This window comes from Micromonospora sp. CPCC 205561, assembly GCF_036906775.1.
Taxonomy (GTDB): domain Bacteria; phylum Actinomycetota; class Actinomycetes; order Mycobacteriales; family Micromonosporaceae; genus Micromonospora.
In genome coordinates this window covers 41031-67753 of the sequence record NZ_JBAKHV010000036.1, presented here as the reverse complement: position 1 = coordinate 67753, position 26723 = coordinate 41031, and the positions used below count along the sequence as shown (strand labels likewise).

General features: G+C 76.2%; 22 protein-coding genes and 1 pseudogene. 9 read left to right on the top strand and 14 right to left on the bottom strand.

Translation table 11 applies throughout. From position 1 onward, the window contains the following. On the bottom strand, positions 1–395 hold a 395-nt coding region (locus V6V16_RS19210; RefSeq protein ID WP_334563928.1), incomplete at its 3' end, for a M17 family peptidase N-terminal domain-containing protein. 161 nt (positions 396–556) lie between these two features. Between V6V16_RS19210 and gcvT the strand changes: the two genes are divergently transcribed. After that, a complete protein-coding gene (gene gcvT, locus V6V16_RS19205) occupies positions 557–1687 on the top strand; it encodes a glycine cleavage system aminomethyltransferase GcvT (protein WP_334563926.1) in 1131 nt (376 codons plus the stop codon). 9 nt (positions 1688–1696) lie between these two features. Here gcvT and V6V16_RS19200 read toward each other — a convergent pair whose 3' ends face one another. From V6V16_RS19200 to V6V16_RS19175, 6 genes are all read right to left on the bottom strand, one after another. Then, complete coding sequence (locus V6V16_RS19200) at positions 1697–2992, bottom strand: DUF2314 domain-containing protein (protein ID WP_334563924.1); 1296 nt, start codon at positions 2990–2992, stop codon at positions 1697–1699. 61 nt (positions 2993–3053) lie between these two features. Continuing rightward, on the bottom strand, positions 3054–3827 hold the full coding sequence (gene cobS, locus V6V16_RS19195; RefSeq protein ID WP_334563922.1) for an adenosylcobinamide-GDP ribazoletransferase: 774 nt from the start codon (positions 3825–3827) through the stop codon (positions 3054–3056). Then, positions 3817–5718, bottom strand: a complete 1902-nt coding sequence (locus tag V6V16_RS19190; RefSeq protein ID WP_334563920.1) for a bifunctional adenosylcobinamide kinase/adenosylcobinamide-phosphate guanylyltransferase — start codon at positions 5716–5718, stop codon at positions 3817–3819. Before V6V16_RS19190 ends, cobS begins: the two co-directional genes overlap by 11 nt. 62 nt (positions 5719–5780) lie before the next feature. Then, complete coding sequence (locus V6V16_RS19185) at positions 5781–6602, bottom strand: hypothetical protein (protein WP_334563918.1); 822 nt, start codon at positions 6600–6602, stop codon at positions 5781–5783. Further along, on the bottom strand, positions 6590–6955 hold the full coding sequence (locus V6V16_RS19180) for a PadR family transcriptional regulator (RefSeq protein ID WP_334563916.1): 366 nt from the start codon (positions 6953–6955) through the stop codon (positions 6590–6592). Before V6V16_RS19180 ends, V6V16_RS19185 begins: the two co-directional genes overlap by 13 nt. 82 nt (positions 6956–7037) lie before the next feature. Next, positions 7038–7238 (bottom strand): hypothetical protein, encoded by a 201-nt coding sequence (locus V6V16_RS19175; protein ID WP_334563914.1) that lies wholly within the window; start codon positions 7236–7238, stop codon positions 7038–7040. Positions 7239–7438: 200 nt separating this feature from the next. Between V6V16_RS19175 and V6V16_RS19170 the strand changes: the two genes are divergently transcribed. Together V6V16_RS19170 and V6V16_RS19165 are read left to right on the top strand one after the other, a co-directional pair. Continuing rightward, complete coding sequence (locus V6V16_RS19170) at positions 7439–7639, top strand: hypothetical protein (protein WP_334563913.1); 201 nt, start codon at positions 7439–7441, stop codon at positions 7637–7639. Then, the gene (locus V6V16_RS19165) at positions 7639–8436 is read left to right on the top strand and encodes a site-2 protease family protein (protein WP_334563912.1); all 798 of its coding nucleotides are present in this window, start codon (positions 7639–7641) and stop codon (positions 8434–8436) included. The genes V6V16_RS19170 and V6V16_RS19165 overlap by 1 nt, the downstream gene beginning before the upstream one ends. A 90-nt stretch (positions 8437–8526) precedes the next feature. Here the strand turns inward: V6V16_RS19165 and V6V16_RS19160 are convergent, their stop codons facing one another. Next, entirely contained in the window at positions 8527–9525 is a 999-nt protein-coding gene (locus V6V16_RS19160) for an aldo/keto reductase family protein (protein WP_334563911.1), read from the bottom strand. Positions 9526–9582: 57 nt separating this feature from the next. After that, positions 9583–11319 (bottom strand): annotated as a pseudogene (locus V6V16_RS19155) (WG repeat-containing protein); the annotation flags it as partial. Positions 11320–15872: 4553 nt separating this feature from the next. Here V6V16_RS19155 and V6V16_RS19150 point away from each other — a divergent pair. From V6V16_RS19150 to V6V16_RS19140, 3 genes are read left to right on the top strand one after another with little or no spacing between them, the layout of a single operon-like run. After that, positions 15873–16724 carry an ABC transporter permease gene (locus tag V6V16_RS19150; RefSeq protein WP_334563936.1) on the top strand — a complete coding sequence of 284 codons (852 nt, stop codon included), beginning with the start codon at positions 15873–15875 and terminating at the stop codon, positions 16722–16724. Continuing rightward, positions 16717–17532, top strand: a complete 816-nt coding sequence (locus V6V16_RS19145; RefSeq protein WP_334563909.1) for an ABC transporter permease — start codon at positions 16717–16719, stop codon at positions 17530–17532. Before V6V16_RS19150 ends, V6V16_RS19145 begins: the two co-directional genes overlap by 8 nt. Next, the gene (locus V6V16_RS19140) at positions 17529–18491 is read left to right on the top strand and encodes an ABC transporter ATP-binding protein (protein WP_334563906.1); all 963 of its coding nucleotides are present in this window, start codon (positions 17529–17531) and stop codon (positions 18489–18491) included. The genes V6V16_RS19145 and V6V16_RS19140 overlap by 4 nt, the downstream gene beginning before the upstream one ends. Before the next feature lie 88 nt (positions 18492–18579). Here V6V16_RS19140 and V6V16_RS19135 read toward each other — a convergent pair whose 3' ends face one another. From V6V16_RS19135 to nadA, 3 genes are all read right to left on the bottom strand, one after another. Next, positions 18580–19188: a DUF3043 domain-containing protein gene (locus V6V16_RS19135; RefSeq protein WP_334563904.1), complete on the bottom strand. Its 609-nt coding sequence runs from the start codon at positions 19186–19188 to the stop codon at positions 18580–18582. 73 nt (positions 19189–19261) lie between these two features. Continuing rightward, the gene (gene murA, locus V6V16_RS19130; protein ID WP_334563902.1) at positions 19262–20617 is read right to left on the bottom strand and encodes a UDP-N-acetylglucosamine 1-carboxyvinyltransferase; all 1356 of its coding nucleotides are present in this window, start codon (positions 20615–20617) and stop codon (positions 19262–19264) included. 211 nt (positions 20618–20828) lie between these two features. After that, positions 20829–22031: a quinolinate synthase NadA gene (nadA, locus tag V6V16_RS19125; RefSeq protein WP_334563901.1), complete on the bottom strand. Its 1203-nt coding sequence runs from the start codon at positions 22029–22031 to the stop codon at positions 20829–20831. A gap of 68 nt (positions 22032–22099) precedes the next feature. Here nadA and V6V16_RS19120 point away from each other — a divergent pair, with 68 nt between their 5' ends. The 3 genes from V6V16_RS19120 (at position 22100) to V6V16_RS19110 (ending at position 25000) form a co-directional block, all read left to right on the top strand. Beyond that, entirely contained in the window at positions 22100–23239 is a 1140-nt protein-coding gene (locus V6V16_RS19120; protein WP_334563899.1) for a glycerate kinase family protein, read from the top strand. 211 nt (positions 23240–23450) lie between these two features. Then, complete coding sequence (gene erpA / locus V6V16_RS19115) at positions 23451–23819, top strand: iron-sulfur cluster insertion protein ErpA (RefSeq protein WP_334563897.1); 369 nt, start codon at positions 23451–23453, stop codon at positions 23817–23819. Positions 23820–24022: 203 nt separating this feature from the next. Beyond that, positions 24023–25000, top strand: coding sequence for a carbohydrate kinase family protein (locus tag V6V16_RS19110; protein WP_334563895.1), 978 nt, complete (start codon positions 24023–24025; stop codon positions 24998–25000). A gap of 184 nt (positions 25001–25184) precedes the next feature. On the opposite strand, the gene V6V16_RS19105 is transcribed toward V6V16_RS19110, so the two are convergent. Then, a complete protein-coding gene (locus V6V16_RS19105; protein WP_334563893.1) occupies positions 25185–25418 on the bottom strand; it encodes a sulfurtransferase TusA family protein in 234 nt (77 codons plus the stop codon). Beyond that, positions 25415–26566 carry a cysteine desulfurase family protein gene (locus V6V16_RS19100; RefSeq protein WP_334563891.1) on the bottom strand — a complete coding sequence of 384 codons (1152 nt, stop codon included), beginning with the start codon at positions 26564–26566 and terminating at the stop codon, positions 25415–25417. Before V6V16_RS19100 ends, V6V16_RS19105 begins: the two co-directional genes overlap by 4 nt. Positions 26567–26723: the final 157 nt, after the last annotated feature.

The window sequence follows — 26723 nt, the reverse complement described above, 5'->3', positions numbered from 1 at the left end:
GGCAGCGCGAGCGCCACCCGCGGCGCGCCGGCGAGCGCCCGCACGGCCGCGCCGGCGGCCCGCCGCAGGGTCTCCGGGGCGGGGGCGGCGCCGGTCGGCTCCGGGCCGAGCCCGACGACGGCGACCACGGGGGCCGTCACCGTGCCGAGCGTGGCCAACTTGATCACCTCGCCGGGGCCGCCGGTCGCGCCCAGCAGGGCCAGCGTCTCGGTCAGCCTGCCGTCGAAGGCGGCGGCGATGCTCTCGCCGCCGCTCGCCAGCAGCAGGGTGCCGGCGAGGCCGCTGGTGGCGTCCTGCTCTCCGGTCTGGCTGTGTACGCCGATGACGATCGCGTCGACGGCGAGCTCGGCGGGGTCGGTGTCGACCAGGCTGAGGGTGGTGCTGGGCGATGTCACTGAAGCCACTCCGGGCGGGCCGGGCCGGTCGCGTCGTCGCGTACCGGCGATGAAGGTCTCCGGCGGAACGTACCCGCCGGAGATCGGGGCTGTCCCGCCGACGGCTCCGACGGGTCCCGCCGATGCTAACCAGCCGGCCGACCCCCGGTAAGTTCCCACCCATGACAGACGTGACCTCCGACGCCGCCGCGACCCGGCTGCGCCGTTCTCCGCTGCACGAGCGGCACACCGCTCTCGGCGCGAAGTCCGCCCCGTTCGGGGGCTGGGAGATGCCGCTGGAGTACGCCGGGGGCGGGGTGCTCAGGGAACACGCCGCGGTCCGCGCCGGGGTGGGCGTCTTCGACGTCTCGCACCTGGGCAAGGCCCGGGTGACCGGGCCGGGCGCGGCGGAGTTCGTCAACGCCTGCCTCAGCAACGACCTGGGCCGGATCGGGCCGGGCCGGGCGCAGTACACGCTCTGCTGCGACGACGCCACCGGCGGCGTGGTGGACGACATCATCGCCTACCTGCACACCGACGAGCACGTCTTCCTGATCCCGAACGCCGCGAACACCGCCGAGGTGGTACGCCGGCTGCGCGCGGCCGCCCCGGCGTCGGTCACGGTCACCGACGAGCACGAGGCGTACGCCGTCCTCGCGGTGCAGGGGCCGCGCTCGGCCGAGCTGCTCGACGCGCTCGGGCTGCCCACCGGGCACGAGTACATGAGCTTCTCCACCGCCGCCCTCGACGGGGTCCCGCTGACTGTCTGCCGCACCGGCTACACCGGCGAGCTGGGCTACGAGCTGGTGGCGCCGGCCGGGCAGGCGGTCGCGGTCTGGGACGCGCTCTTCGCCGCCGGGGCGGCGTTCGAGCTGCGCGCCTGCGGGCTGGCCGCCCGGGACACCCTGCGCACGGAGATGGGGTACCCGCTGCACGGGCAGGACCTGTCGCTGGAGATCACTCCCGTGCAGGGCCGTTCCGGCTGGGCGGTCGGCTGGGACAAGCCGGCCTTCTGGGGCCGCGACGCGCTGCTCGCCGAGAAGGCGGCCGGCCCGGCGCGCACCCTGCGCGGCCTGGAGGCGGTCGACCGGGCCATCCCGCGCCCCGGCATGGCGGTGCACGTCGGCGACGCGCGGGTCGGCGCGATCACCAGCGGCACGTTCTCGCCCACCAGGAAGCAGGGCATCGCCCTGGCGCTGCTGGACACGGCCGCGAAGCTCGCCGACGGCGACCTGGTCGAGGTCGACATCCGGGGCCGGCGCGCCCGGATGCGGGTCACCCGTCCCCCGTTCGTGAACCCGTCGGTCAGGTAGCGCGCCCGGTCAGAGCGGCGGGCGGGGGCGCTCACCGGCGTCGAGCACCGCCTGGGTCCAGCCGCCCTCGACGACCCCGGTCCCGTCGAGCACGGCCCAGTCCACGACGTCGGTGGCCTCCACCACCACCGGCGAGCCGATGCGCACGGTGGGGTCGGTGTTGGCGTCGCACGCGCTGGCCGCCACGATCCGCTCCGGCGCGTCCCAGGACGTCACCCCGGCCCAGACGAACTCGGGTCCGTCGTCGCCGGGCAGGCCGTACTTCACCACGAGCTGCGTCTCCGGCGGGAGCTGGTCGGCGAGGAACCGGGCCCGGATGTCGCCCAGCCCGGCGCGCGCGGTGGCGATCGCCTTGCTCATCGCGTCGTCCGGGCGGGCGTAGCGCACGTCCGGCTGGATGCCGGCGAAGAGGGTGGCGCAGGCGGCGGCGTAGTAGCGGCCGTCCGGCCCCGGGTGCCCGGGGGGCGGGCGCAGGCTGAGGAACGAGTCGGCCTCCGGGTCGGTGGCCGGGTCCAGCTCCAGCCGCAGCAGCACCGGCGCCGTCGCCCCGTGCTGCTCCGGATTGCCGTACGCCACCGCGATGTCGTGCCCGGTCACCGTGGCCAGCACCGGGAGCTGCACGAACGCGGGCACCTCCTCACCGGAGAGCCCGTCGGTCCAGTCCCGCAGCAGCCGCCGGGCGGCACCGGTCATGACCGCCCCCCAGGCCCGGGTCAGGTGGTCGGGCACGCCCTGGGTCTGCAGCTCAAGCAGCCCGAAGCGGCGCAGCCCCTTCGTGGTGAACCAGAGCCCCTCGGCGTCGGAGGAGTAGGGCACCAGCACCCAGTCGACCAGCCGGATGCGGCCCTGGTCGTCGGGGAGCGAGCGCAGCGCCGTCGCCGGGTCGAGGAACTGCAGGCCGAAGACGTCCACCACGTCACCGTCGACGGACTCGGCGACGGCGGCGGCGACCGCCCGGGCCGCCCACTCGTGCGCCGGCGGCCAGCCGGGGCGGTACTCGGCCTGCACCACGACCAGGTGGCTCGCGGCGGCCAGCCGGGCCAGCTGCGCCTCGGTGGCGCCGAACGCGGTGAGCAGGTCCGGCGGCAGCTCGGGGAACTCCGAGATCGGCCGGGTGTCCACGCTCATCAGCGGGCTGTCGAGCATGTGTCGCGCCAACCCGTGCACGGGCTCCGCCAGCCGGCCGGAGAGGCGCCCCACCGCGGTCTTCGCGCTCACCTTCGGCAGGCCCGTCATGGGCACCAGGTAGGTCGCGCTCAGCGACTCCGGAACCGGTACGGGCAGGAAGTCGTCCGTGATGAGCATGTCGTCCCCCGGTCGGCGGGTGCTGTCGTGGGAGAACGCTACCCGCCGCGGCGGGCCCCGTTCAGCCGGACAGCACCACTCCCAGGTAGACCAGCGTGGTGACCACCTCCACGGTCGCGCCGAGCACGTCGCCGGTGATGCCGCCGAGCCGGCGTACCACGTGCCGCAGGAGCCCCAGCGCGACGGCGAGGGCGACGGCGACGGCGAGCGGCCCCTGCCACGGCCGGTCGGGCACGGCCGCGAGCGCCGGCAGCGCGACCGCGACCGCCCCGGCCGCCAGCGCGACCGGCCCGACGGTGCCCGCGACCAGCGCGCCGAGCCCCTCCGGACGGGCGGCCGGCACCCCCCGCCGGCAGGCCACCGCCACCCCGAACCGGCCGGCGGCGGTCGCCGCGACCACCGCCGCGAGCGCCGCCGGCCACGACCGTGCCGCGAGCTCCGCGAGGGCTGCGGCCTGCACCAGGAGTACGACCACCAGCGCGACCACCCCGAACGGGCCCACGTCCGGCTTCTTCATGATCTCCAGCGCGGCCGCGCCCCGCCGGTACGAGCCCAGCGCGTCCACGGTGTCGGCCAGCCCGTCGAGGTGCAGCCCGCGGGTGAGCAGCGCCCCGGTGCCGACGGTCACCGCCGCCGCGACCAGCGGGGGCGCGAGCGCGCCCGGGAGCAGCAGGACGCCGGCGAGGACGACGCCGAGCAGCACGCCGACCGCCGGGGCGAGCGCCATCGCCGCCCCCGCCACCGACCGGTCGACGCGGCCGGCGCGCACCGGCAGCGTGGTGAAGGTGGTCAGCGCCAGCCGCGCCCCGTCGGCGAGCCGCGACTCAGCCGGCACGCCGGCCGGACGGGTCCACCGGCTCCGGCCGAGGATCGGTGCTGGTCGGCCCCGGGCCGGCCGGCTCCGGCTCGCGGAAGTCGTCCTCGTCCGGGCCGGTCCACGCCTCGTCGTCGCCGTCGGTGTCCGGCTCGTCGCCACCGCCGAGTGCGGGGTGGGCCGGCAGCGCGGCGGCCAGCGCCAGCACCGAGCGCAGCAGCGGCAGCGCGACCAGCGCGTTCGCGCCCTCGCCCAGGTCGAGCCGCAGGTCGAGCAGCGGCGTCAGGCCGAGCACGTCGGCGCCGAGCCGGACGGCGGGGTGCCCGCCGTGGTCGGCCAGCAGGCACCAGTGCCGGGCCTGCCCGGCCAGGTCGCGGGTGACCATGGCGGCGGCCACGCCGACCGGCCCGTCCAGCATGACCGGCACCCGGCGGGCGGTGGCGCCGAGCAGGACGCCGGTGGCCACGGCGACGTCACCGCCCCCCAGCTCGGCCAGCACGTCCTTGGCGCCGCGCGGCGAGTCGCGGGTCCGGTGCAGGGCGTCCCGCGTCGCCGCGCACCGCCGCATCCAGGCGGCGTCGTCGATCTCGCCCGAGTCGGTGACCACCCGGCCCAGCACCGCCGGCGTCTCGGCGCCCGCGGTCGCCGCCAGCACCGCCGCCGCGGCGGCCTCGGTGCCGGCGCCGCACGCCGCGAGCACCAGCAGCCGCACGCCCGCGTCGGCGGCCTCCTCGGCGAGCCGCCAGCCGTACCGCAGGGCCGCCTCGACCTGCTCGCCGTCTAGCGTCGGCCCGGTCTCCATCGGTGCGGAGGTGGGCACCTCCACCACCTGTAGTTCGGCGCCGCTCTCGGCGGCCAGGCGGGCCAGCACCCCCTGGCCGGCGCGGGCCTGCCGGGCTCGGCGGGTCGACTCGCCCGGCACGGCGCCCGCGGCGGCGCCACCGAGGTGGTCGCCGTGCAGCAGCAGCACGCGTACGGCGCCCCAGGGCGTCGGCGTGGCGGTGCCCTGGGTGGCGGCGGCGAACCCGACCGCCCGCTCCAGCACACCCAGCCCGGCCCCGGGCACGTCCAGCGTCGCCAGCCGCTCGATCGCCTGCGGGCCGGCGTACTCGTCGGGCATGGGCAGTTCCATCCCGGGCTGGATGACCAGGCCCGTGGCGAGCATCGGCAGCGCCATGGTCGGCGCGGCCCAGCCGGTGCCGCCCGACGCCTCGCCGCCGCCGTCCGGCGCCGCCGGGACGCCGGGGGTGAACACGTCCGGGGAGGGCTCCGGCGCGGCCACCGGTCCGCCCGTCGCGGCGGAGGGCTCGGCGGCGGCCGGGCGGGGCGGGGCGAGCTGTGCCGGCGCGGTGGCGGGCCCCGCCGTGGCCGGCTTCAGCCAGGCCGCCTGGCCGGCGACCACGAGGACCACGGCGTCGCAGGCGTCGGCGACCGCCCGGTTGGCCGCGCCCAGCGCGTCGGCGAACGCCCGCCCGAGCGGGGTGGTGGGCACCAGCGAGAGCCCCACCTCGGGGCTGACCAGCACCAGGCGGGCCGCGCAGGCGCGGACCGCCGCCGCGAGTTCCGCGACGGTGGCGGTGTCGTCGGCCGGCTGGTGGGCCGGGTCGAGCAGCACCGTGACCCAACCGCCCAGGTCGTCGACGAGCAGCGTGTCGTTCGGGCCGGCGGCGGCGATCACGTCCGCCAGGCGGCGCGGGTCGTCCGCGGTCTCCTCGGTGGTCCAGGTCTCCGGGCGACGGGCGCGGTGCGCCGTCAGCCGGCCCGCCCACTCCGCGTCGTCGGCGGGCGCGTCCGCGGCGGTGGCCACGTAGCGGACCGTCGGCGCGTCGGCGACCAGGGACTCGGCGAACTCGGACTTCCCGGACCGGATGCCACCGAGCACCAGGACCGTGTTCCACCCGTCAACGGACATGCCCGTACTTTAGAGCCAGCGCCCGGGCGCGGCCCCCCGGAGGTGCGGGGTGTGGCCGACTCTCACGCGACGAACGGTTCCGACCGGCCGGCGAGCAGCCGGAGGCCGGCCCAGACCGACCAGCCGACGAAGGACGGGACCAGCACGAGCAGCGCCAGCACGCTGATCAGGAGGCTGAGCCACGTCAGCCCGGGGGCGACCAGGCCGAGGTACAGGCCGACGGGCACCCCCAGCAGGCCGGCGCCGGCGGCGGCGCCGAGGGCGCCGAGCGCGGTCGGGCCACGCCCGCGGACCAGCGCCCACACGCCGCGGTGCAGCAGCCAGCCACCCGGGAGGAGACCGGCGACGAGGGCGACCGTGACGGTCAGCCGGTCACCGCCCCCCGCCGCGCCGATCCCCGCGGCCAGGACGCCGGCGGCGATCGGGCCGGTGCCGGCGAAGAGGGCCACCAGGGCCGCCAGCAGGTGGCGGCGGGCACCGCCACCGCGCCGTCGGGCCCGGTGGAAGGAGCTCGCCGCGACGGCCGGCAGCATGCCGCAGGGGGAGATCAGGAACAGGAACTCGGCGGCCTCCTCGCCGATCACCGACGTCAGCGCGAGCGCGCTCACCATGACGATCGGGACGACGAGCAGCCCGGCCCCCGCGCACACCGAGACGGGCCAGCTCAGCGGCGGGTGTGCCGCCCGGGCGGCCCGCCGCTGTTGCCAGGCCAGGACGGGCAGCTTGACCAGCGTGTCGACGGCGTACCGGCAGCGCAGCGGCGGCGGCGCGTCGAGCAGTACGGCGAGCGCCTCCTCGCGCCAGCGGGCCCGGTCGGCGCGGGGGAGCAGCGTGGCGCCGGCGGCCAGTACGCCCGCCAGGAGCCGGTTGGTCAGCCCGCGCACGACACGCTCCCGGCGGCGCTCGCCGGGCCCGCCAGCCGACGGCCGCGCCGGGCCCGCTGCCGCGCGTCGGCCTCGGCGAGTGCCGCGCGGGCCTGCGCGACCCCCTCGCCGGCCGGGTCCGCCGGCCCGCCGGTCAGGCGGTAGTAGCGGCGGCGGGGGCGGCCCTCGGCGTGCTGGTCGATCCGCTCCCACCGGCTGCCCACCCAGCCGGCCGCCTCCAGCCGCGCCATGATCGGGTAGATGGTGCCGGGCGGCAGCCCCGTCGCATCCACGATCTCCAGCCCGTAGCACTCGCGCTCGGGATCGGCGAGCAGGGCGCGCAGCACCAGCTGCACCTGCAGGGTGAGCCTCATGCTCGTACTCTATATAGGGTCCGCCCGTCCTGTCAGCCCCCACCCCGCCCGGCGGGAACCGCGGCCGACCGGGCGGCGGGGCCTACCGGGGCGCCCGGTACTGGAAGTCGTTGGGGTTGACCGCCGCCGGCTTCGGGTCCTCCTGCCAGGCGCCCTCACCGGGCCGGGCCACCAGGGCGTCCAGCAGGTCCTCCCGTTCCATGCCCTCGGCGCCCACGATGCCGCCGCGCACCGCCATCCTCCGCAGCGCCTCGGTGTCCCTGTCGTGCAGCGGTTCGTCCATCGTCGCCTCCTCCGGAGCCCGTCGGCGGTCCGCGACCGCCCGTCGCGCGTCAGAGGCCCATACCCGGACAGCCGCCGGGAAACCCTGCGTCGCGCCGGCGGTCCACGTCCGCCGTACGGATGTCGGGCCGCCCCGCGCGCGGCCGACTACGCTGGCGGGGGTTCGTCCCACGGGACATCAGCGGCGAGGGGAGACGCGGCATGGCGTGGAGCTGGCGGTACGAGGGCGCGAACGGCGAGTCGGCCGAGGGGCCGGCGGAGTCGTTCGGCAGCCAGGCGGACGCCGAGTCCTGGATCGGCCAGGCCTGGCGCGAGCTCGCGGCGTCCGGCGTCACCTCGGTCGCGCTCGTCGAGGACGACCGGGTGGAATACCGGATGAGCCTGCTGCCCCCGGCGGAGTGATGGCGGACGACCGCCCGGGGGGCGAGCCGCTGGTGCTCGGCGTGCCCCGGGCGGCGTTCCGGCCCAGCCCGGTCTTCCTCGCCCTGGTCGCGCTCTTCGCCACCAGCGGGGTGCTCACCTGGAACGGGATCGGCGGCGTACGCCTCGGCGTGTTCCTCTTCGTCGTGTCCGGCTGGCTGGTCTCGCTGTGCCTGCACGAGTACGCCCACGCGGTCGTGGCGTTCCGGGCCGGCGACCGCAGCGTCGCCCACCGGGGCTACCTGACGCTCAACCCGCTCAAGTACAGCCACCCGCTGCTGTCGATCGCGCTGCCGGTGGCGGTCGTGCTGCTCGGCGGCATCGGCCTGCCCGGCGGCGCGGTCTGGGTCGACCGGCACGCCATCCCGGGGCGGCTGCGGCACACCCTGGTCAGCCTCGCCGGCCCGGCCACCAACGTGCTCTTCACCCTGGTCCTGGTGCTCGCCGTGCGCCTCGGGGCGGCCGGCGGCGGGCCGGTCGAGTTCTGGGCGGCCGTGGCGCTGCTGGCGTTCCTCCAGCTCACCGCGAGCGTGCTCAACCTGCTCCCGGTGCCGGGGCTGGACGGCGGCAACATGATCCAACCGTGGCTGAACGCGCAGTGGCGCAAGATGTACGACCTGTTCGCCCCGTTCGGCTTCATCCTGCTGTTCGCGCTGCTGTGGAACCCGCGGCTCGGCGGCTGGTTCTTCGACGCGGTCTTCGCCGTCGGCGACGCCCTCGGCCTGCCCGCGTGGCTCTACGCCGTCGGCCTCGACCTGATCCGCTTCTGGCAGGGCTGACCGGGGCCGCCCGCCCGGCCCGGCGCCGGCCCGTGGTGGCGCTCCCCGGCCCGGCCGGCCGACGAGCCGGGCCGGCCGGGCCGGGACGCGTCACGGACGCTCGGCGGGGGACTCCGTGCGGGCCGGGTCGCGCTCGACGATCGGGTCGATGATCTCGTCGATCGCCTTGAGCAGCCCGGCGTCGAGCTGCACGCCGGCCGCCTTGACGTTGTCGTGCACCTGCTCGGGGCGGGAGGCGCCGACGATCGCCGAGGAGACGTTCGGGTTCTGCAACACCCACGCGACGGCGAGCTGCGCCATGCTGAGCCCGGCCTGCTCGGCCAGCGGCTTGAGCTGCTGCACCCGGGTCAGCACCTCGTCGGTCATGAACCGGGAGATGAAGCCGGCGCCCGACTTCTCGTCGGTGGCGCGGGAGCCGGCCGGCGGCGGCTGGCCCGGCAGGTACTTGCCGGAGAGCACCCCCTGCGCGATGGGGGACCAGACGATCTGCCCGACGCCCAGCTCCTCGCTGGTGGGGACGACCTCGGACTCGATGACCCGCCAGAGCATCGAGTACTGCGGCTGGTTGGAGACCAGCGGGATGCGCAGCTCCCGGGCGAGCTGGTGGGCCTCGCGGATCTGCGACGCCTTCCACTCCGAGACGCCGATGTAGAGCGCCTTGCCGGAGTGCACGACGTCGGCGAACGCCTCCATCGTCTCCTCCAGCGGCGTGCTGTAGTCGTACCGGTGGGCCTGGTAGAGGTCCACGTAGTCGGTGCGCAGCCGGCGCAGCGAGCCGTTGATCGACTCCATGATGTGCTTACGGGACAGGCCCCGGTCGTTGCGGCCCGGCCCGGTGGGCCAGTAGACCTTCGTGAAGACCTCCAGCCCCTCGCGCCGCTCGCCCTCCAGCGCGCGGCCCAGCACGTCCTCGGCGCGGGTGCCCGCGTACACGTCGGCCGTGTCGAAGGTGGTGATGCCGGCGTCCAGGGCGGCCCGGACGCAGGCGAACGCCGCGTCCTCCTCGACCTGCGAGCCGTGGGTGATCCAGTTGCCGTACGAGATCTCGCTGACCATCAGGCCGGAACGGCCCAGGTGACGGAATTCCATGAACCGACCCTAGCCCGTCCGGATCATGGCCACCTCCCGTGCCGGACTCCGTGTCGCTCAGAGCACCGGACTGGTGTCGACCAGGAGCCGCTCGATCTCGGCCACCACCTCGTCGCGGTCGCGGTGCACCGGCTCGATCAGCGGCTCACCCCGGCGGTCCAGCGCGCCCCACCGGCCGGTGTCGTCGCCGACGAGGAACGCGACCGGATGGATCACCAGCGCCGAGTGCAGGGGTGGGACCACCACCCTGCCGGTGCGGTCCAGCACGCCGCGCCGACCCGCCACGTCCACCACGGCCAGCCCCTCGTCGGTGAAACCCTCGACGTAGCGGCCGTCGGCCAGGACCGTGACGAAGCCGTGGTGCCGGGTCGGCACCACGACGCGGCCGTTGCGGTCCACCGCGCCCCAGCCGTCGCGTCGGACCACCGCCACGCCACGCCGGAACGGCCGGACGTCCGCGAAGCCGTGCGGCACGATCACCTCGCCGGTGGCGTCGATCGCCACCCAACCGGCGTCGCCGCCCGAAGAGACCCAGGCCAGCCCGTCGGAGAACGAGCGGACCACCGGGTACGACGGATCGAGCACCGTGCCGCCGGCCAGGTCGACCAACGACCAGCACTCGGCGGCCGGGCGCCGTACCCAGGCCAGGCCCTCGCGGAACGCCTGCGCCTCCGCGTACTCGGCCGCGATGACCATGTCGCCGTCCGGGTCGGCGAAACCCCACAGGTCGCCGTCGCGCGCCGGCACCGGGGGTCGGTCACGCTCCAGAACCTCCTCGCGGCTGCGGGGGTACGGCCCGAAGCCCGTCTCCGCGACCCGCCGCGCCACCGCGTCCAGGCTCAGCCGGATCCGCGCCTGCAACTCGGCGTCCTCGGTGCCGCGCAGGTCCAGCGCCCGCTCGAAGTGGTGACAGGCCTCCATCAGCCGACCCTGGTCGTAGCAGGACCGGCCGGCGTGCTCGTGCAGCACCGCGCGCAGCCGCTCGGGCAGCTCGGTGGAGTTCGCCTCGGCGAAGAGCCGGTCGGCCTCGACGAACTCGCCGCGCCAGCGCAACACGTGCGCCAGCCGTGCCTGGGCCACCGCCGTGCGCCGCAACTCCCCGGTGGCCTCGGCGTACGTGAGCGCGAGCCGGCCGTCGGCGAGCGCGTCGTCCAGCTCGCCGAGGAGCCGGGAGACCACCGCCCGCAGGCTCAGCAGTCGGGCGCGCGAGCGGTTGTCCACGGCCGATCCCAGCTTCTCGGTCAGCCGCCGCCGGATCGTCCGGAACTCACCCGGCTCCTCCACCACCTCCCGCAGCGTCGCCGGATCGAGCCGCCAGCGATGGCTCGCCAGCACCTGCTCCGGATCGTCCTGCGCGGCGCTCAGCCGAACGTGCTCCCGCGGCCCGTCCGGCGACGAGGCGTCGCGCGGCCCGTCCGGTGGCGGTGCGTCGCGCGGCTCGGCCGGCGGGGCGTTGCGTGGCCCGTTCGGCGGCGGTGCGTCGCGCGGCCCGGACATGGGGCGTGCCGCTGGCGCGGCAGCGTCGGCCGGTGGCGTGGTGGGTCGAACCGGTGGCGTGGCGGCTTGGGCCGGTGGGGCGGTGGGTTGGGCCGGTGGCGTGGCGGTGGGTTGGGCTGGTGGCGCTCCTGAAGCCGGCTCGCTCGGCGCCGTCGCCGTCGCCGAAGAGGGCGCGGCGGGACCTGTCCGCGGCGCGTCCGCGCCGCTCGACGGCGAGGCGACCCCGGGGGCTACCGCCGACGCCGACGCCGATGCCGCCGAGGAGCCGGCAGGCGGAGCGAAACCAGGGCGCGGATCGGCGTCGAGTGAAACACCACGGGTGTCGAAGTCGCTCGGTGACAGCCATGGTGTTGCACCGGCGGGCGCGGCAGGGGCGTCCGGCATTCCGCCGGCCGACCCGGACGCCGGATCGGGGGCGCGGTCGACCGCGGACGAAGTCGGGGTGTCCGGGCCGCCCATCGCCTCGCGGGGAGCGCCGGTGTCGATCGCGTACGGATCGGAAGTCTCCGAGTCGACGGTGCGAGGCGCCGGGGCACCCGCGTCCGGGAGGGGCGGTGCGGGTGTCCACTCCAGGGGGACGTGCGGCACACGGGCGTCGTGATCGGCGGCGGCGGTGGCCGGGCTGACGGGCGGCGGTACGTCGAGCGCCGCCGCGGCGGAGGGCGCGTCCTCGTCGCGTACCGCCGCTCCTGTGCCCTCGGTGGCGGCGTCGACGGGCGCGGCGGTTTCCGCCGACGGCCCGGACCCCGGGCCGAGCACCGGCGCCGTCGCCGGCCGTACGGACGGCGGCGCCGACACCGGGCGGGCGGGCGGCGCGGCGACCGGGGTGATCGGTTCCGCGATCGGTGGCGTGCCGACGGGTGGTGTCGCGGGCGGGTCGGCGACCGGCCCCGCGACCACCGGTGGCGTGGCTGGTACGGGGCCCGGCGGCGTGGTGTCCGACGGCGTGGCCGGCGCGGTGTCAGGGGGTGTGGTGTCCGACGGCGTGGCCGGCGTGGTGTCCGGCGGCGTGGGCGACCCGGTGTCCGACGGCGTGGCGCTGGGTGGTCCGGACGGTGCGGTCCCGGGCGCGTGCGGCGCGGGTGCCGCGGGCATGGGGAGCGCGGGTGCCTTGGTGGTCGCGGGGGTCGGTGACGCGGGTGCCGGGGCCGGAGTGGTGGTCGGACCGGTCCCGGGTTCAGGGACGGCGGGCGCCGGCGCCATGGACAGCGTCGGCGTGGCCGGGGGAGCCGCTACCACCGGCGTGACCGGTGGGGCCGCTACCACCGGCGTGACCGGCGGGGCCGCTACCGCCGGGGCGGCCGGCGGATCGGTCATCGCCGGGGTGGCCGGTACCAGCGGGGGAGCGGCGGGTGGGGTCGCCGGTGCGGCCGTGATGCGGTCGGTGTCGGTGGGCGACTTCGGGCCGCCGTACTCCGGCCGGGGCGATGCGGAGCTGTCGGCGGCGGCCGTCGGAGGCGCGTCGAGTGTCACGTCCGGCGCGCCGGCCCGTGCCGGTGCGGCAGCGGGGATCGGGGCGACGATCGGCGCCGGGGCCGCGTCCGGTGCCTCCGTGGCCCGCGAGACTTCGGTGGACCCCGGGGTGTCGGTGGACCACGGGGCGTCCTTGGACGACCCCGGGGCGTCGGTGGCGAGCGGGGATTCCGCGGCTTGCGACGTGTCCGTGGCCGGCGGGGCCTGCGTGCGCCCGGAGGTGGGGTCGGCGGCGTTCGGGGCCAGGGCGGGGCTCCGGGCGTCGGTGCCGGTCGGCGTCGGCCCGACCCCCGGGACCCGCTCGGCGGCCGGAGCGAACGCGACACTCGGCGTCGGTGCCGGCGGTGCCGGCGGTGGCGCGACGTTCGGCGGCGGCGCGACGTTCGGCGGCGGCGTGGCTTTCGGAGCCGGGGCGGTATCGGGGTTCCCGCCCGCGTTGGCGGCAGCGCCCGCGGCTCCCGTGGCGTTCGGTCCCGGCGCGGCACCGGGGGCCGACGCGGCACGGGGACCGTCGACCGTGTCCGGCGCGGCGCTGGGGACGTCGGCCGTGTTCGGGGCGAGGTGGGGATCGTCGGCGACGTCGGGGGCGGTCCTCGGGGTCGGCGTGGCAGCCGGGGTCGCGGCGGTGCTCGTCGTGTCGGTGGCGGTCGGGGGCGCGTCGGCCCGGCCGGCGGGAGGCGTCTCCTCCGGCGTGGGCAGGGGCGGCGTGGGCCGGGAGGGCCGGAACCAGGCGTCCGCCCCGCCCGAGGCGGGCTCGGGACGTCGCGGGCCCACCGGCGTCTCGGGAGTGCTCGGCGGTGGCGGGACGTACCGCCTGGGCCGGTCAGGGGCGATGGGCGGTGGCGCGGTGCTCCGCCCGGTCGGCACCGTGGGGTCCTCGCGGGCGCGAGGTGTCTCGCCGGGGTGGGCCTCCGGCGGCCGGCCGGTCGACGTGGCAGCCGGGGCCTCGGGCACGGGCCGGAGCCCGTCGGGCGCGGCTGCCGTCGGGCGCGGGGTGGGCGCGCCGGGGTGGGGCGCCGGGGACGGCCCTGGCGACGTCGGTTCAGGTCCGACGACCCGGCTGGCTGTCGCCTCCGGAGCGGGCAGGAACTCCAGGCGAAGCCGGGCGGCGGGTGGCGCCGAGACCGGGGCGACGTCGTCCTCGGCGGCGGGATGCGGCTGGCGACGGGCGGCGAGGGGCTCCCCGGTGGCCGGCGTGAGCGGGGCGCCGCCGACGGGCGCTCCGCTGGTGGGTGCGGGCACCGGCGCTCCGCCGACCGGTGCGGGCGCGGAGACAGGGCCAGCCGGTGACGTCGGCTCGGAGGGCGGGCCGAACCGCGTGGCCCGCCCGGCGGGAGGGCCGCCGGGTGACCTCGGCCCGGTGACCGGGCCCGCGGGCGAGGCGGGCACCGAGGAGACGGGGCCGGCGGGCGGCACCGGCCGGCCGGGGGGCGGCGCGGCCGGGCCGGGCCGGTCGGAGCGCGACAGGTCGCCGGCGGGCGCGGGGGAGACCGGGCGCGCGGCGACCGGAACGTCCCCGCCGTGCGCCCCGAACCCGCCCGGTCCGGCAACCCGCGGCCCGAAGGTGGGTGCCCCCGAGGTCGGTGCCCCCGAGGTCGGTGCCCCCGAGGTCGGTGCGCCAGAGAACGGTGCGCCGGAGGTGGGCGACGGTCGCGGTACGTCGTACCCGGGCGGGACCGGCCGTGCCGTGGCCTCGCGCGGGTGTCCCGGCTGGGCGTGGTCGGCCGGGCGCCCGTGCTCGGGGCGCGGCCCCGCGGGGCGCGCCGCGTCCTGCGCGGCACCGGGTCGCAGCGGGGCGGGCGGTGGCCAGGGCAGGCCGCCGTCCTGGCGCTGGTCTCCGCGGGGCTCCCGGTACGCCTCCGCCTCCCGGCGGGCGTCCGGCCGGGCGTCTGGGCGCGGACCGTGTTCGGGGTACGTCTGGGCACGCGCGGCCGCGTCGTGCGGACCACGCTCCGGGTACGTCTCGGCGCGCGCCGACGCCTCGCGCGTCCGCCAGCGCTCGTCGGGCTCCGGTTGCCGCCGTTGTCCGTCGGGGCGCGGCTGCTGCCCGACGGGGCCCTGGTCGGGGCGCCGCCACCCGTCGGCGGGTACGCCCGGCTCACGGCCCCACCCGCCCGAGCCGCGCTCCCCGTGCGCGTCGGGCGACCGGGTCCACTGTCCGTCGGAGGGGCGGTCCCGCTGCACGTCCGGCGACCGGGTCCACCGTCCGTCGGAGGGCTGGTCGCGCTGCCCGTCGCCGGGACGGTCCCACTGCCCGCCAGTTCCGCGTTCCCACCGCCCCTCCGAGGGCCGGGGCTCCGGGGCGGGGGTGCCCCACTGGTAGCGCGGGCGGTGCCCGCCGTCGGCCGCCTGGCGATCGTCGACGGACTCCGTCCGGCGGTCGTGTCCCGGTGCCGCCCGTCGGTCGTGGCCCGGGTCGACCCGGCGGCCGTGTCCCGGCTCCGTCCGGCGGTCGTGGGCGCGATCGGCCTGGGGGTCGTGGCCGGGCGGGGGCCCGTGGTCGGGGCGGGAACCGGGTCGGTGGTCGTAGCCGGGGTCGGGCCGCTCGTACGCGGGCGACCGGCGGGGCCCGTCCTCGTCCGGCTCGAGGAGCCAGCCCGGCTCGGCCCGGCCGGCGGGGGAGACGGGGCGGTCCCGCCCCGCCGGCTCGTACCGGGGGGCGCGGGTGTCGTAGCGGTCCTGGCCGGCGTGCTCGCGCTGGCGGGGCGAGTCCACGGGCCGGCCGGGGGCGTCGAACCCGCCTCCGGCGTTGCGGTGCGGCGGCTCCTGCCGGGGCGGCCACTGCCGGTCGTCCAGCGGGTTCGGCTCGGCGTGCGGGCGCCGGTACGGCTCGTCGCCGTACCGCCGGGCGTCGCCGCCCTCCGGGCGGCCGTTCCAGCCGTCCTGCCGCCCGGCCCAGCCGTCGGGCAGGTCGTCCCACGAGCGGCCGATGTACGTCCCGTCGGGCCGGGTGGGCGCGAGCGGGGGCACCTCGGCCCGACCGACGGCCGCGCGTCCCCGGGGAGCGGCCGGGGAGGGGTGCTGCTCGCCGATGTCGCCCGCGTAGCGCTGACCGGGGAACTGCGGGTGCCACTCGGTGGTGGGCTCGATCATCCAGGCCGGTTCGGCGGAGTCGTGCCAGTGGTCGGCGTAGCGGCTCATCCGGGTGCCCCGTCGACACGGAGGGTAGGCGGGGCGGCCGCGGCGCGCCGTCGGCGCGGGAGCGCGTACGGGCGACCGGTCCGCGTCCGCTCGCTCACGGCGGAGCCCCGGTGGCCGGCCCGCGTCCGCTCGCTCACGGCGATGTCACCTCGTTGAGAATTGTCGCGCTGGGCGCCCCACGTGCCGGTAGAGTCGCCCGGTCCGGCATGGCGTGGCTGCGGAAGGAGGGTAGCGGCGTGGGCTCGCTCACCGCCACTGTGGCACCGCCCACCACCTCAAACGTTATCCCATGGTTCCGGACATTTAGGGCTATAACCGGATCAGGCTTCCGGCGTTACGCCACGTACCGGCAGGCGGCCCTGGCCGGCGTCGTGACGAACACGGTCTTCGGCTTCCTGCGGTGCTACGTCCTGCTCGCGGCGACCGGCGCCGCCGGCACCGTGGCCGGGTACGACCGGGGTCAGCTCGCCACCTTCGTCTGGGTGGGCCAGGGCCTGCTGGCGGTCGTGCTGCTCTGGGGGTGGAGCGAGCTGGCCGACCGGATCCGCACCGGCGACGTCGCCAGCGACCTGCTCCGACCGGTGCACCCCGTGACCGGCTACCTCGCCGCCGACCTGGGCCGCGCCGGCTACGCCGCGCTGGTCCGACTCCTCCCGCCGGTGCTGGTCGGGCCGCTCTTCTTCGAGGTGTACGTGCCCCGACGCTGGTCCACCCCGCCGATCTTCGCGCTCTCGGCCGTGGCCGCCGTGGTCCTCTGCTTCGGCTGCCGCTTCCTGGTCAACGCGACCGCGTACTGGCTGCACGACGTCCGGGGGCCGGTGATCCTGTGGACCCTGGCCTCGGGCGTGCTCGCCGGGCTCTACTTCCCGCTGCGCTTCCTGCCGGAGTGGCTCCAACTCGTCCTGTGGCTGGGCACCCCCTTCCCGAGCCTGCTCCAGACCCCGCTCGACGTGCTCGTCGAACGGGACCCGACCGGCGTCCAGGTCGGGCTGGTCGGCCTCCAGCTCGCCTGGGCGGCCCTGGTCCTGGCCGCCTGCCGGCTGGTGCAGCGCCGCGCCGAGCGCCGCCTGGTGGTGCAGGGTGGCTGACGCGCCCGCCGGCACGCTGGCGGCGTACCGGGCGCTGCTCGGCGCCCAGGCCCGCGCCCAGACGGCGTACCGCGCCTCGTTCGCGATCGACCTGGCCGGCAACGTCGGCTCCACCGTCCTCGACGTGCTCACCGTGCTGGTCATCTTCGGGGTCACCAGCGAGCTGGGCGGCTTCACGCTGCGCGAGACGCTGGTGATCGTCGGCCTCTCGACGTGCGCGTTCGCCGTCGCCGACCTGCTGGTGGGCAACATCGAGCGGCTGCCCCGGTACGTGCGCACCGGGCTCTTCGACGCCGTGCTGGTCCGTCCGCTGGGTGCCCTGCCGCAGCTGCTGCTGATGGACCTGCCGCTGCGCAAGGTCTCCCGCGCGCTCTTCGGGCTCGCCGTGCTCGTCGTCGCCGTCGGCTCGGCGGGCGTCCAGTGGACCCCGGCGCGGGCGCTGCTGGTGGTCCTCGCCCCGCTGGCCGGCGTGGTCTTCTTCGGGTCCGTCTTCGTGGCCACCGCCACCGTCTCGTTCTGGTGGGTCGACTCCGGCGAGCTGGCCAACTCGGTCACCTACGGCGGCCGGGACTTCACCTCGTACCCGATCACGGTCTTCGAGGGCTGGTTCCGCGCGCTGTTCGCGTACGGCCTGGGCTTCGCCTTCGTCAGCTACCACCCGGCGCTGGCGCTGCTCGGCCGCGCCGACCCGCTCGGCCTGCCGGCATGGGTCGGCTGGGCCGCGCCGGCCGTCGCGCTGGTCGCGGCCGGCGGGGCGGCGGCGGCCTGGCGCACCGGGGTCCGCCACTACCGGAGTACGGGGTCGTGAGCGACGACGTGATCGTGGCCGACGGGCTGCGCAAGGACTTCACCGTGCGGGTGCGGGCCGGCCGGCTGCGGCGGGAGAAGCGGCGGGTCACCGCGGTCGACGGGATCGACCTGCGGGTGGCCCGCGGCGAGATGCTCGGCTACATCGGGCCCAACGGCGCCGGCAAGTCGACGACGCTCAAGATGTTCACCGGCGTCCTGACGCCCTCGGCCGGCGAGGTACGCGTCTGCGGCCTGCGCCCGGTGGCCCAGCGGACCCGGCTCGCGCTGCGCGTCGGCGTGGTCTTCGGTCAGCGCTCGCAGCTCTGGTGGGACCTGCCGCTGCGGGACTCGTTCGCGCTGCTGCGGCACGTCTACCGGGTGCCCGCCGACGCGCACGCCGCCCGGCTGCGCCGCTGCCGGAGCCTGCTCGACCTGGACCCCTTCCTGGACACCCCGGTCCGGCAGCTCTCCCTCGGGCAGCGGATGCGCGGCGAGCTGACCGCCGCGCTGCTGCACGGCCCGGAGGTGCTCTTCCTCGACGAGCCCACCATCGGCCTCGACGTGGTCAGCAAGCAGGCCGTCCGTGGCTTCCTCGGCGAGCTGGGCCGGGCCGGCGACACGACGCTGGTGCTCACCACGCACGACCTGGCCGACATCGAGCGGCTCTGCCGGCGCCTGGTGGTGGTCGACCACGGGCGGGTGGTGCACGACGGGTCGATCGCCGAACTGCACGAGCGGTACGGCTCACGCCGCCTGCTCGTCGCCGACCTGGAGGCGCCGCTCCCCGCGCCGCCGGTGCTGCCTGGCGCGCCGCTGCACCGCCAGGAGGCCGACGGGCACCGGCTGGTCTTCGCGCTGGAGTCGGCGGCGGTGCCGGACGTGGTGGCGGCCCTGGCCCGCCTGGGCGCGCTGCGGGACGTCTCGATCGTCGAGCCGGACATCGAGGACGTGGTGGCCCGGCTCTACCGGGGCCGCTGAGGCCGCCGACGACCGGCGGGCGCGCCCGCCCCGCACGACGGCGACGGCCCCTCGCCGCCGGGCGGGAGGGGCCGTCGGCGCGGCGGGGTCAGACCGGGTCGCCGATGTTCACCCGGGGCGCGGGGGCGCGCATCCGCCGGAACGTGATCGACCGCATGATGGCGTAGAGGTAGAGCGAGCCCATCCGCTGCCCGGTCTTGGGGAAGCGCTCCCGGACCAGCTTGCCGATCTTGCGGGAGATCAGCAGCGAGTCGACCACCACGCCCAGGGCGAGCGCCCCCCAGAGGACGTTGGAGACCAGGCGGACGATCGGGGGCATCGCGGCGTTCGAGCCGATCAGCACGATCAGCGCGCCGCCGAAGAACCAGGTGCCGACCGTACGCCGGGAGTCGACCACGTTGCGGGCCAGCAGCCGCTCCGGGCCGCGGTCGCGGGGACCGCCCTCGCGGCGGAACTCGGCCGCCGCCTCGGCGCGCAGCTCGCGCTTGCGCTCCCGCTGCTCCTCCTTGGTCAACGGCTTGGTGGCCGCGGCCGGCCGACGGCCGGCGGTCGGCCGCTTGGGGGTGACCTTGCCCAGTTCCTTCTTGCTCGGGGTGTAGGCCCGGGGCTGGGCGGCCGTGGACTCCTCGTCGGGGGTCACCGAGGTGACGGCCTCGTCGGCGAGGTCGGTGGGCTTGCGGCGAAACAGCGACGGCACGCGGAAAGGGTAGCCAAACGCCGGCGCCCGGTGCACATCGCGGTGCACCGGGCGCGGCCGGGAGTGGTGGGCGTTACGGACGCTCGACGTGCGCGCCCAGGTCGGCGAGCTTCGCCTCGAAGTCCTCGTAGCCCCGGTTGATCAGGTCGACGCCGTAGACCCGGGACGTGCCCTCGGCGGCCAGCGCGGCGATCAGGTGGCTGAAGCCGGCCCGCAGGTCGGGGATGACGAGGTCGGCGGCGTGCAGCTTGCTGGGCCCCGCGATGACCGCGGAGTGCTTGAAGTTGCGCCGGCCGAAGCGGCACGGGGTGCCGCCCAGGCAGTCCCGGTAGACCTGGATGTTGGCGCCCATCGAGTTCAGCGCCTCGGTGTAGCCCAGCCGCTGCTCGTAGACCGTCTCGTGGACGATGGACAGGCCCCGGGCCTGGGTCAGCGCCACCACCAGGGGCTGCTGCCAGTCGGTCATGAAGCCGGGGTGCACGTCGGTCTCCAGCGCCACGGCGTTCAGCTCGCCGCCCGGGTGCCAGAACCGGATGCCGCCCTCCTGGCCCGGGTCGCCGAGCTTCGGCGGGCGGGCGTCGGTGACCTCGTACTCGCCGCCGACGGAGCGGAAGATGTTCAGGAAGGTCATCATGTCGGCCTGCTGCGCGCCGAGCACCTCGACGTGGCCGCGGGTGGCCAGCGCCGCCGCCGCCCAGCTCGCCGCCTCGATCCGGTCCGGGATCGGCCGGTGCGTGTAGCCGTGCAGCCTCGGCACACCCTGGATCTCGATGACCCGGTCGGTGTGCACCTTGATGATCGCGCCCATCTTCTGCAGGATGCAGATCAGGTCGATGATCTCCGGCTCCACCGCGGCGTTGCGCAGCTCGGTGACCCCCTCGGCCATCACGGCAGTCAGCAGCACCTGCTCGGTCGCGCCGACGCTCGGGTACGGCAGCGAGAACTTGGTGCCGTGCAGCCCGTTCGGCGCCGACAGGTGCAGCCCCTCGGGGGTCTTCTCGACCGTCGCCCCGAACTCCCGCAGTGCCTGGAGGTGGAAGTCGATCGGGCGCGGCCCGATGTGGCAGCCGCCCAGGTCGGGGATGAAGGCGTGGCCGAGGCGGTGCAGCAGCGGACCGCAGAACAGGATCGGGATCCGGCTGGAGCCCGCGTGCACGTTGATCTGGTCGGTGCTGGCGCTCTCCACGTTCGCCGGGTCGAAGACGAGTTCGCCGTCCTCCTGGCCGTCGGTGACCTTCACGCCGTGCAGGCCGAGCAGACCGCGGACCACCTCGACGTCGCGGATCTTCGGCACGTCGAACAACCGGCTCGGGCTGTCGCCCAGCAGGGCGGCGACCATCGCCTTCGAGACCAGATTCTTCGCGCCGCGCACGCGGATCCGCCCTTCAAGCGGAGTGCCTCCGTGTACGACCAGGACGTCGTCGGTCAACGCAACCTCCAGCGCGTCGGTGCTGCCGTGTGGATGGTGGGCCAGCGATTGTCATCGCTACCCGGAATGCGGCCATGTCGAAACGGCCCGCGTGAGTCGTCGCACGGGCAGCATAGCCCTCGGTGACGAGTACGGACCCGGGCACATCGCCCCTGGGGGCATTTATCGGTGATCGGACCCTTTTCCGTGCCAGGCCCGCTACCGACGGTGATCAGAGTGCCGTCGTCGGCGGCGGGGTGTCGGCCCCGGGCAGGGCGAGCATCTGGTCCAGCGCCACCCGGGCGTGGTGGGCGGTGTCCGGGTCGACGGTGATCTGGTTGACCACGCGGCCCGCCACCAGCTCCTCCAGCGCCCAGACCAGGTGGGGGAGGTCGATGCGGTTCATGGTCGAGCAGTAGCAGACCGCCTTGTCCAGGAACATGATCTGCTTGTCCGGGTGGGCCAGCGCGAGCCGGCGCACCAGGTTCAGCTCGGTGCCGACGGCCCAGGCCGAGCCGGCCGGGGCGGCCTCGATGGCCTTGATGATGTATTCCGTCGAGCCGACGAGGTCGGCGGCGGTCACCACCTCGTGCCGGCACTCCGGGTGGACCAGCACGTTCACCCCGGGCACCCGCGCCCGCACGTCCTCGACGCTGTCGAGGGTGAACCGGCCGTGCACCGAGCAGTGCCCGCGCCACAGGATCATCCGCGCGTCGCGCAGCTGCCCCGGGGTGAGCCCGCCGTTCGGCTTGTGCGGGTCGTAGAGGACGCAGTCGTCCAGCGAGAAGCCCATCTCCAGCACCGCCGTGTTGCGGCCCAGATGCTGGTCGGGGAAGAAGAAGACCTTCGACCCCTGCTGGTACGCCCACTCCAGCGCCCGCTTCGCGTTCGACGAGGTGCAGACCACGCCGCCGTTGCGCCCCACGAAGCCCTTGATGTCCGCCGAGGAGTTCATGTACGTCACCGGGACGGTCTCCGCCGCGATCCCCAGCTCGGTGAGGACGTCCCAGGCCGTCTCGACCTGCGACAGCACGGCCATGTCCGCCATCGAGCAGCCGGCGGCCAGGTCCGGCAGGACCACCTTCTGCGCGTCCGAGGTGAGGATGTCGGCGCTCTCGGCCATGAAGTGCACGCCGCAGAAGACGATGTACTCCGCGTCGGGCCGGGCCGCCGCCTCCCGGGCCAGCTTGAACGAGTCGCCGGTGACGTCGGCGAACTGGATCACCTCGTCGCGCTGGTAGTGGTGCCCCAGCACGAAGACCCTGCTGCCCAGCTTCGCCTTCGCCGCTGTCGCCCGGGCCACCAGATCGGGGTCGCTGGGCGCCGGCAGGTCACCCGGACACTCGACGCCCCGCTCGGTGGCGGGATCGCTGCCCCGGCCGAGCAGCAGCAGTGCCGTCGCGGTGTTGGAGGGTTCCACCCAGGTCGAAGTCACGTACCCCATGGTCCCACAGTGCGGCCTGGCCGCAGCCTCCAGCGGTGTGTGCTGCCACACTGCTGCGCATGCGCGTACTGCTCTGCCCGGACAAGTTCGCCGGTACCCTGCCGGCCCCCCAGGTCGCCGACGCCGTGGCCACCGGCTGGCGGCAGGTCGCCCCCGCCGACGACCTGCTCGTCCGGCCCCTCTCCGACGGCGGCCCCGGCTTCCTCGACGTGCTCGCCGACGCGCTCGGCGGGCGCCGGGTCGCGGTGCCGACCGTCGACCCGCTGGGCCGCCCCACGGCCGGTGAGATCCTGCTCACCGACGACGGGGCGACCGCCTGGCTGGAGAGCGCCCAGGCGTGCGGGCTGCACCTGCTCGACGCGGGCGAGCGCGACCCGAAGTCCACCACCTCGTACGGGCTCGGGGTGCTGGTCGCCGCCGCCGTGGAGGCCGGCGCCCGCACGGTCGTGATCGGGCTGGGCGGCTCCGGCACCAACGACGGCGGCGCCGGCATGCTCGCCGCGCTCGGCGCGAGCCCGCTGGACGCCACCGGCCGGGCCCTGCCGTACGGCGGCGCGGCGCTGGCGGCGGCGGACGCCCTCGACGGCGCGCCCCGGCTGCGCGACGTCCGGCTGGTGGCCGCCACGGACGTGGACAACCCGCTGCTCGGGCTGCACGGGGCCAGCAGCGTGTTCGGCCCGCAGAAGGGCGCAGACCGGGCCGACGTGCTGCTGCTCGACGCCGCCCTGGAGCGCTTCGCCAGTGTGCTGGAGCGGGACCTGCCGGGCTGCCCCGAGCGGCTGGGCGCCCTGCCCGGCGGTGGCGCGGCCGGCGGGCTGGGCGCGGCCGTCCTGGCGCTGGGCGGGCACTGCGAGTCGGGCATCGGCCTGGTCACCCGGGCGATCGGGCTGGAGACCGTGCTGGACGCGGTCGACCTGGTGATCACCGGGGAGGGGTCCTTCGACCACCAGTCGCTGCGCGGCAAGGTGGTGGCCGGGGTGGCCGGGGCGGCCCGCGACCGGGGCCTGCCCTGCGTGGTGCTCGCCGGCCAGGTGAGCACCGGCCGGCGGGAGGCCGCGGCGGCCGGGGTGACCGACGCGTACAGCCTGGTGGAGCACTTCGAGGGCGAGGAGGGCGGCGGGCTGGCCGCCGCGCTGGAGCGCCCGGCCGAGGGGTTGCGGGCGCTCGGCGCCCGGCTGGCCCGGCAGTGGAGTCGCTGATCCGGCCCGCGCCCACCCGGCCACCCGTCCGCGCCGGTCGGGACGGCGGTCGCCCGGCACGCCCGCCGGTCGGGACGGCGGCCCTGCTCACGCCGGAGGGGTGAGGTCGGCCGTAGCGGCGTACCATCGGATCCGGACCACACCGGGAATGGCTGGGCGACACGAGATGTTGGCCAGTGCGTCCGGACCCAACCGCGCAGGGAGATTTCACGTGACCACGCCAGCGCAGACCGAGTCGACCGAGGCCAAGGCCCCCACGTCCGTCGTCCTCACCGACGTCGCGGCGCAGAAGGTCAAGGCCCTGATCGAGCAGGAGGGCCGCGACGACCTGCGGCTCCGGGTCGCCGTGCAGCCGGGTGGCTGCTCCGGCCTGCGGTACCAGCTCTTCTTCGACGAGCGGTCGCTCGACGGTGACGTCGTCACCGACTACGACGGTGTCGAGGTCGTCGTCGACCGGATGAGCGCCCCCTACCTGACCGGCGCCACCATCGACTTCGCCGACCGGATCGACGCACAGGGCTTCACCATCGACAACCCCAACGCGGGCAACTCCTGTGCCTGCGGCGACTCGTTCAACTGAGCTGACCAGCGTCGATGACGGCGGGGCCGTCCCTTCGGGGGCGGCCCCGCCGTCGTTCTCCGGTGTCGGCGGGTGGCCGGATCGACGGGGCGGCAGGCCCGGATGCGCCGTCGAGAAGATGCCTCCGGGCCGTTCGACCGGTCATCTTGAGAGGGCCGGGCCGGTAGGCTGACCGGCGCCCTGCTCCCGACCCCGAGGTTGACATGAAGATCGCCGTGACCGGCTCGATCGCCACCGATCACCTGATGAGCTTCCCCGGTCGCTTCGCCGACCAGTTCCTGGCCGACCAGCTGCACAAGGTCTCGCTCTCCTTCCTCGTGGACGACCTGGTGCTGCGGCGCGGCGGGGTGGCGGCCAACATCGCCTTCGGCATGGGGCAGCTCGGCCTCCGCCCGCTTCTGGTCGGCGCGGTCGGCGCGGACTTCGCCGACTACCGCTCCTGGCTGGAGCGGCACGGGGTCGACTGCGACTCGGTGCACGTCAGCGAGGTGGCGCACACCGCCCGCTTCGTCTGCACCACCGACACCGACATGTGCCAGATCGCCTCGTTCTACGCCGGGGCGATGAGTGAGGCCCGCAACATCGAGCTGGCGCCGGTGGCCCGCCGCCTCGGCGGCTTGGACCTGGTCCTGGTGGGCGCGAACGACCCCGAGGCGATGCTCCGGCACTCCACCGAGTGCCGGGAGCGGGGCTTCCCGTTCGCCGCCGACCCGTCGCAGCAGCTCGCCCGGATGGAGGGCGACGACGTCGTCGCGCTGATCGAGGGCGCCGACTACCTGATGACCAACGACTACGAGAAGTCGCTGCTGCAGAGCAAGGCCGGGCTGAGCGACGCGCAGCTGCTCGACCGGGTGAAGATCCGGGTCACCACACTGGGCAAGCACGGGGTGGAGATCGCCGGGCGGGACATCGACCCGATCCACGTGCCGATCGCCCGGGAGACCCGGGCGGTCGACCCGACGGGGGTCGGCGACGGCTTCCGGGCCGGCTTCTTCACCGCGCTCTCCTGGGGTCTCGGCCTGGAACGGGCCGCCCAGGTCGGCTCCCTGCTCGCCACGCTGGTCTTGGAGACCGTCGGCACGCAGGAGTACGAGGTCCGGCGCGACCTCTTCGTCAAGCGCCTGGCCGAGTCGTACGGCGACGCCGCCGCCGAGGACGTCCGCCCGCACCTACTGCCCTAACCCGCCCCGCCCCCGCCCCCGCCCCGCTTCCGCGATCTTGCAGTTGCGGCCCCCCGCTTCGCGCTGTTTGTCCGAGACGTCGGGGCGGAAAGTGCAAGATCGCCGAGGGTGGCGGGCGCGGGGCGGGAGCGGGGCGGCGGGAGCGGGGCGGCGGGAGCGCGGGGCTGGCGGGAATGGGGGAGGGTCAGTGGCGGCGGCGGATGTCGAAGGCGGGGCCGTCGGGGCCCGTGAGGGTGCCGAGGAACTCGTGGCCGCGCATCCGGCACCAGGCCGGGATGTCCACCGCCGCCGCCGGATCGTCGGCGAGCACCCGGACCACCGCGCCGACGGGCAGCTCGGGCAGGCGCCGGGCCGCCGCGATCACGGGCAGCGGGCAGCGCTGGCCCCGGCAGTCGAGGATCTCGGTCGGCGCGGTCACAGCCCCACCACCCCCGCCTCGGCGCGCAGCTCCGCCACGACGCCGGGCAGCTCGCCGAGGAAGCGCTCGACGTCGGCCTCCGTCGTCTCCCGGTGCAGCGAGACCCGCACGTTGCCGTGCGAGAGCACCCCCATCGCCTCCAGCACGTGCGACGGGCGCAGCGTCGACGAGGTGCACGAGGAGCCCGAGGAGACGGCGAACCCGCGTCGGTCGAGGGCGTGCAGCAGGGCCTCGCCGTCGACGTAGAGGCAGGAGAAGGTCACCAGGTGCGGCAGGCGGTGGTCGGGATCACCCACCACCTCGACGTCGGGCACCTCCGCCGCCACCCGGGCCCGGATCCGGGCCACCAGCGGCGTCAGCCGGGACGCCTCGGCCGCGGCGTCGGCCGCCGCCGCGCGCAGGCTCGCCGCCGCCGCCACCACCGCCGGCAGGTTGAGTGTGCCGGGCGTACGCCCCGCCTCCCGGTCGTCGGCCGGCCAGGGCGACTCCCAGCGGGTGCCCTTGCGCACCACCAGCAGCCCCACCCCGGGCGGCCCGCCCCACTTGTGCGCGCTGGCGGTCAGCACCGACCAGCCCGCCGGCACCGCCGCCCTGCCCACCACCTGGGCGGCGTCCACGTACAGCGGCACCCCGGCCGCCGCGCACTCCCGCGCCGCCCCGCCGACCGGCTGGAGCGTGCCGACCTCGTGGCTGGCGGCGATCAGTGCGGCCAGCGCCACCCCGGGCGCCCGCACCGCCGAGGCCCAGGCGTCCAGGTCGAGCCCGCCCAGCCGGTCCACCGGTACGGAGGTCGCCGTGCCGCCGGCCGCGACGTGCCACTCGGCCGCGTGCAGCACCGCCGAGTGCTCGATCGCGGAGTGCACCAGCGTCCGGCCGGACCGCCGCCGGCCGGAGAGGCCGCCCAGGACGGCGGAGTGCGCCGCCGTCGTACCGCTGGGGGTGAAGGAGAGTTCGTCGGCGCGGACGCCGAGGGTCTGCGCGGCGGCCTCGCGGGCGGCGTCGAGGAGTTGGCGGGCGCGGCGGGCCTGGGCGTAGAGCCGGCCGGGGTCGGCCCAGCCGTCGTCGAGGGCGGCCAGCAGCGCCTGCCGGGCGACCGGGTGCAGCGGCGCGGCGGTGGCCGCGTCCAGGTAGACCGGGGATGCGCTCACGCACGCCAACGTATCGCGCCGGTATGCCCAAGATCCCCCCGATGGGGGCGGAGAGTGACCCCAACACGGTCCAGCCCGCCATGGTCGAGTAATCTGCGACCGTCGGTGACGCCTTTGCCGCTGGTGCTGTCGCTCCGCAGGCGGAGGGCAGGGACAA

Coding starts and splice junctions, on each gene's coding strand:
- gcvT (WP_334563926.1), top strand. CDS start 557: ATGACAGACGTGACCTCCGACGCCGCCGCGACCCGGCTGCGCCGTTCT.
- V6V16_RS19200 (WP_334563924.1), bottom strand. CDS start 2,992: ATGCTCATCACGGACGACTTCCTGCCCGTACCGGTTCCGGAGTCGCTG.
- V6V16_RS19190 (WP_334563920.1), bottom strand. CDS start 5,718: ATGTCCGTTGACGGGTGGAACACGGTCCTGGTGCTCGGTGGCATCCGG.
- V6V16_RS19180 (WP_334563916.1), bottom strand. CDS start 6,955: ATGAGGCTCACCCTGCAGGTGCAGCTGGTGCTGCGCGCCCTGCTCGCC.
- V6V16_RS19175 (WP_334563914.1), bottom strand. CDS start 7,238: ATGGACGAACCGCTGCACGACAGGGACACCGAGGCGCTGCGGAGGATG.
- V6V16_RS19170 (WP_334563913.1), top strand. CDS start 7,439: ATGGCGTGGAGCTGGCGGTACGAGGGCGCGAACGGCGAGTCGGCCGAG.
- V6V16_RS19165 (WP_334563912.1), top strand. CDS start 7,639: ATGGCGGACGACCGCCCGGGGGGCGAGCCGCTGGTGCTCGGCGTGCCC.
- V6V16_RS19160 (WP_334563911.1), bottom strand. CDS start 9,525: ATGGAATTCCGTCACCTGGGCCGTTCCGGCCTGATGGTCAGCGAGATC.
- V6V16_RS19120 (WP_334563899.1), top strand. CDS start 22,100: ATGCGCGTACTGCTCTGCCCGGACAAGTTCGCCGGTACCCTGCCGGCC.
- V6V16_RS19110 (WP_334563895.1), top strand. CDS start 24,023: ATGAAGATCGCCGTGACCGGCTCGATCGCCACCGATCACCTGATGAGC.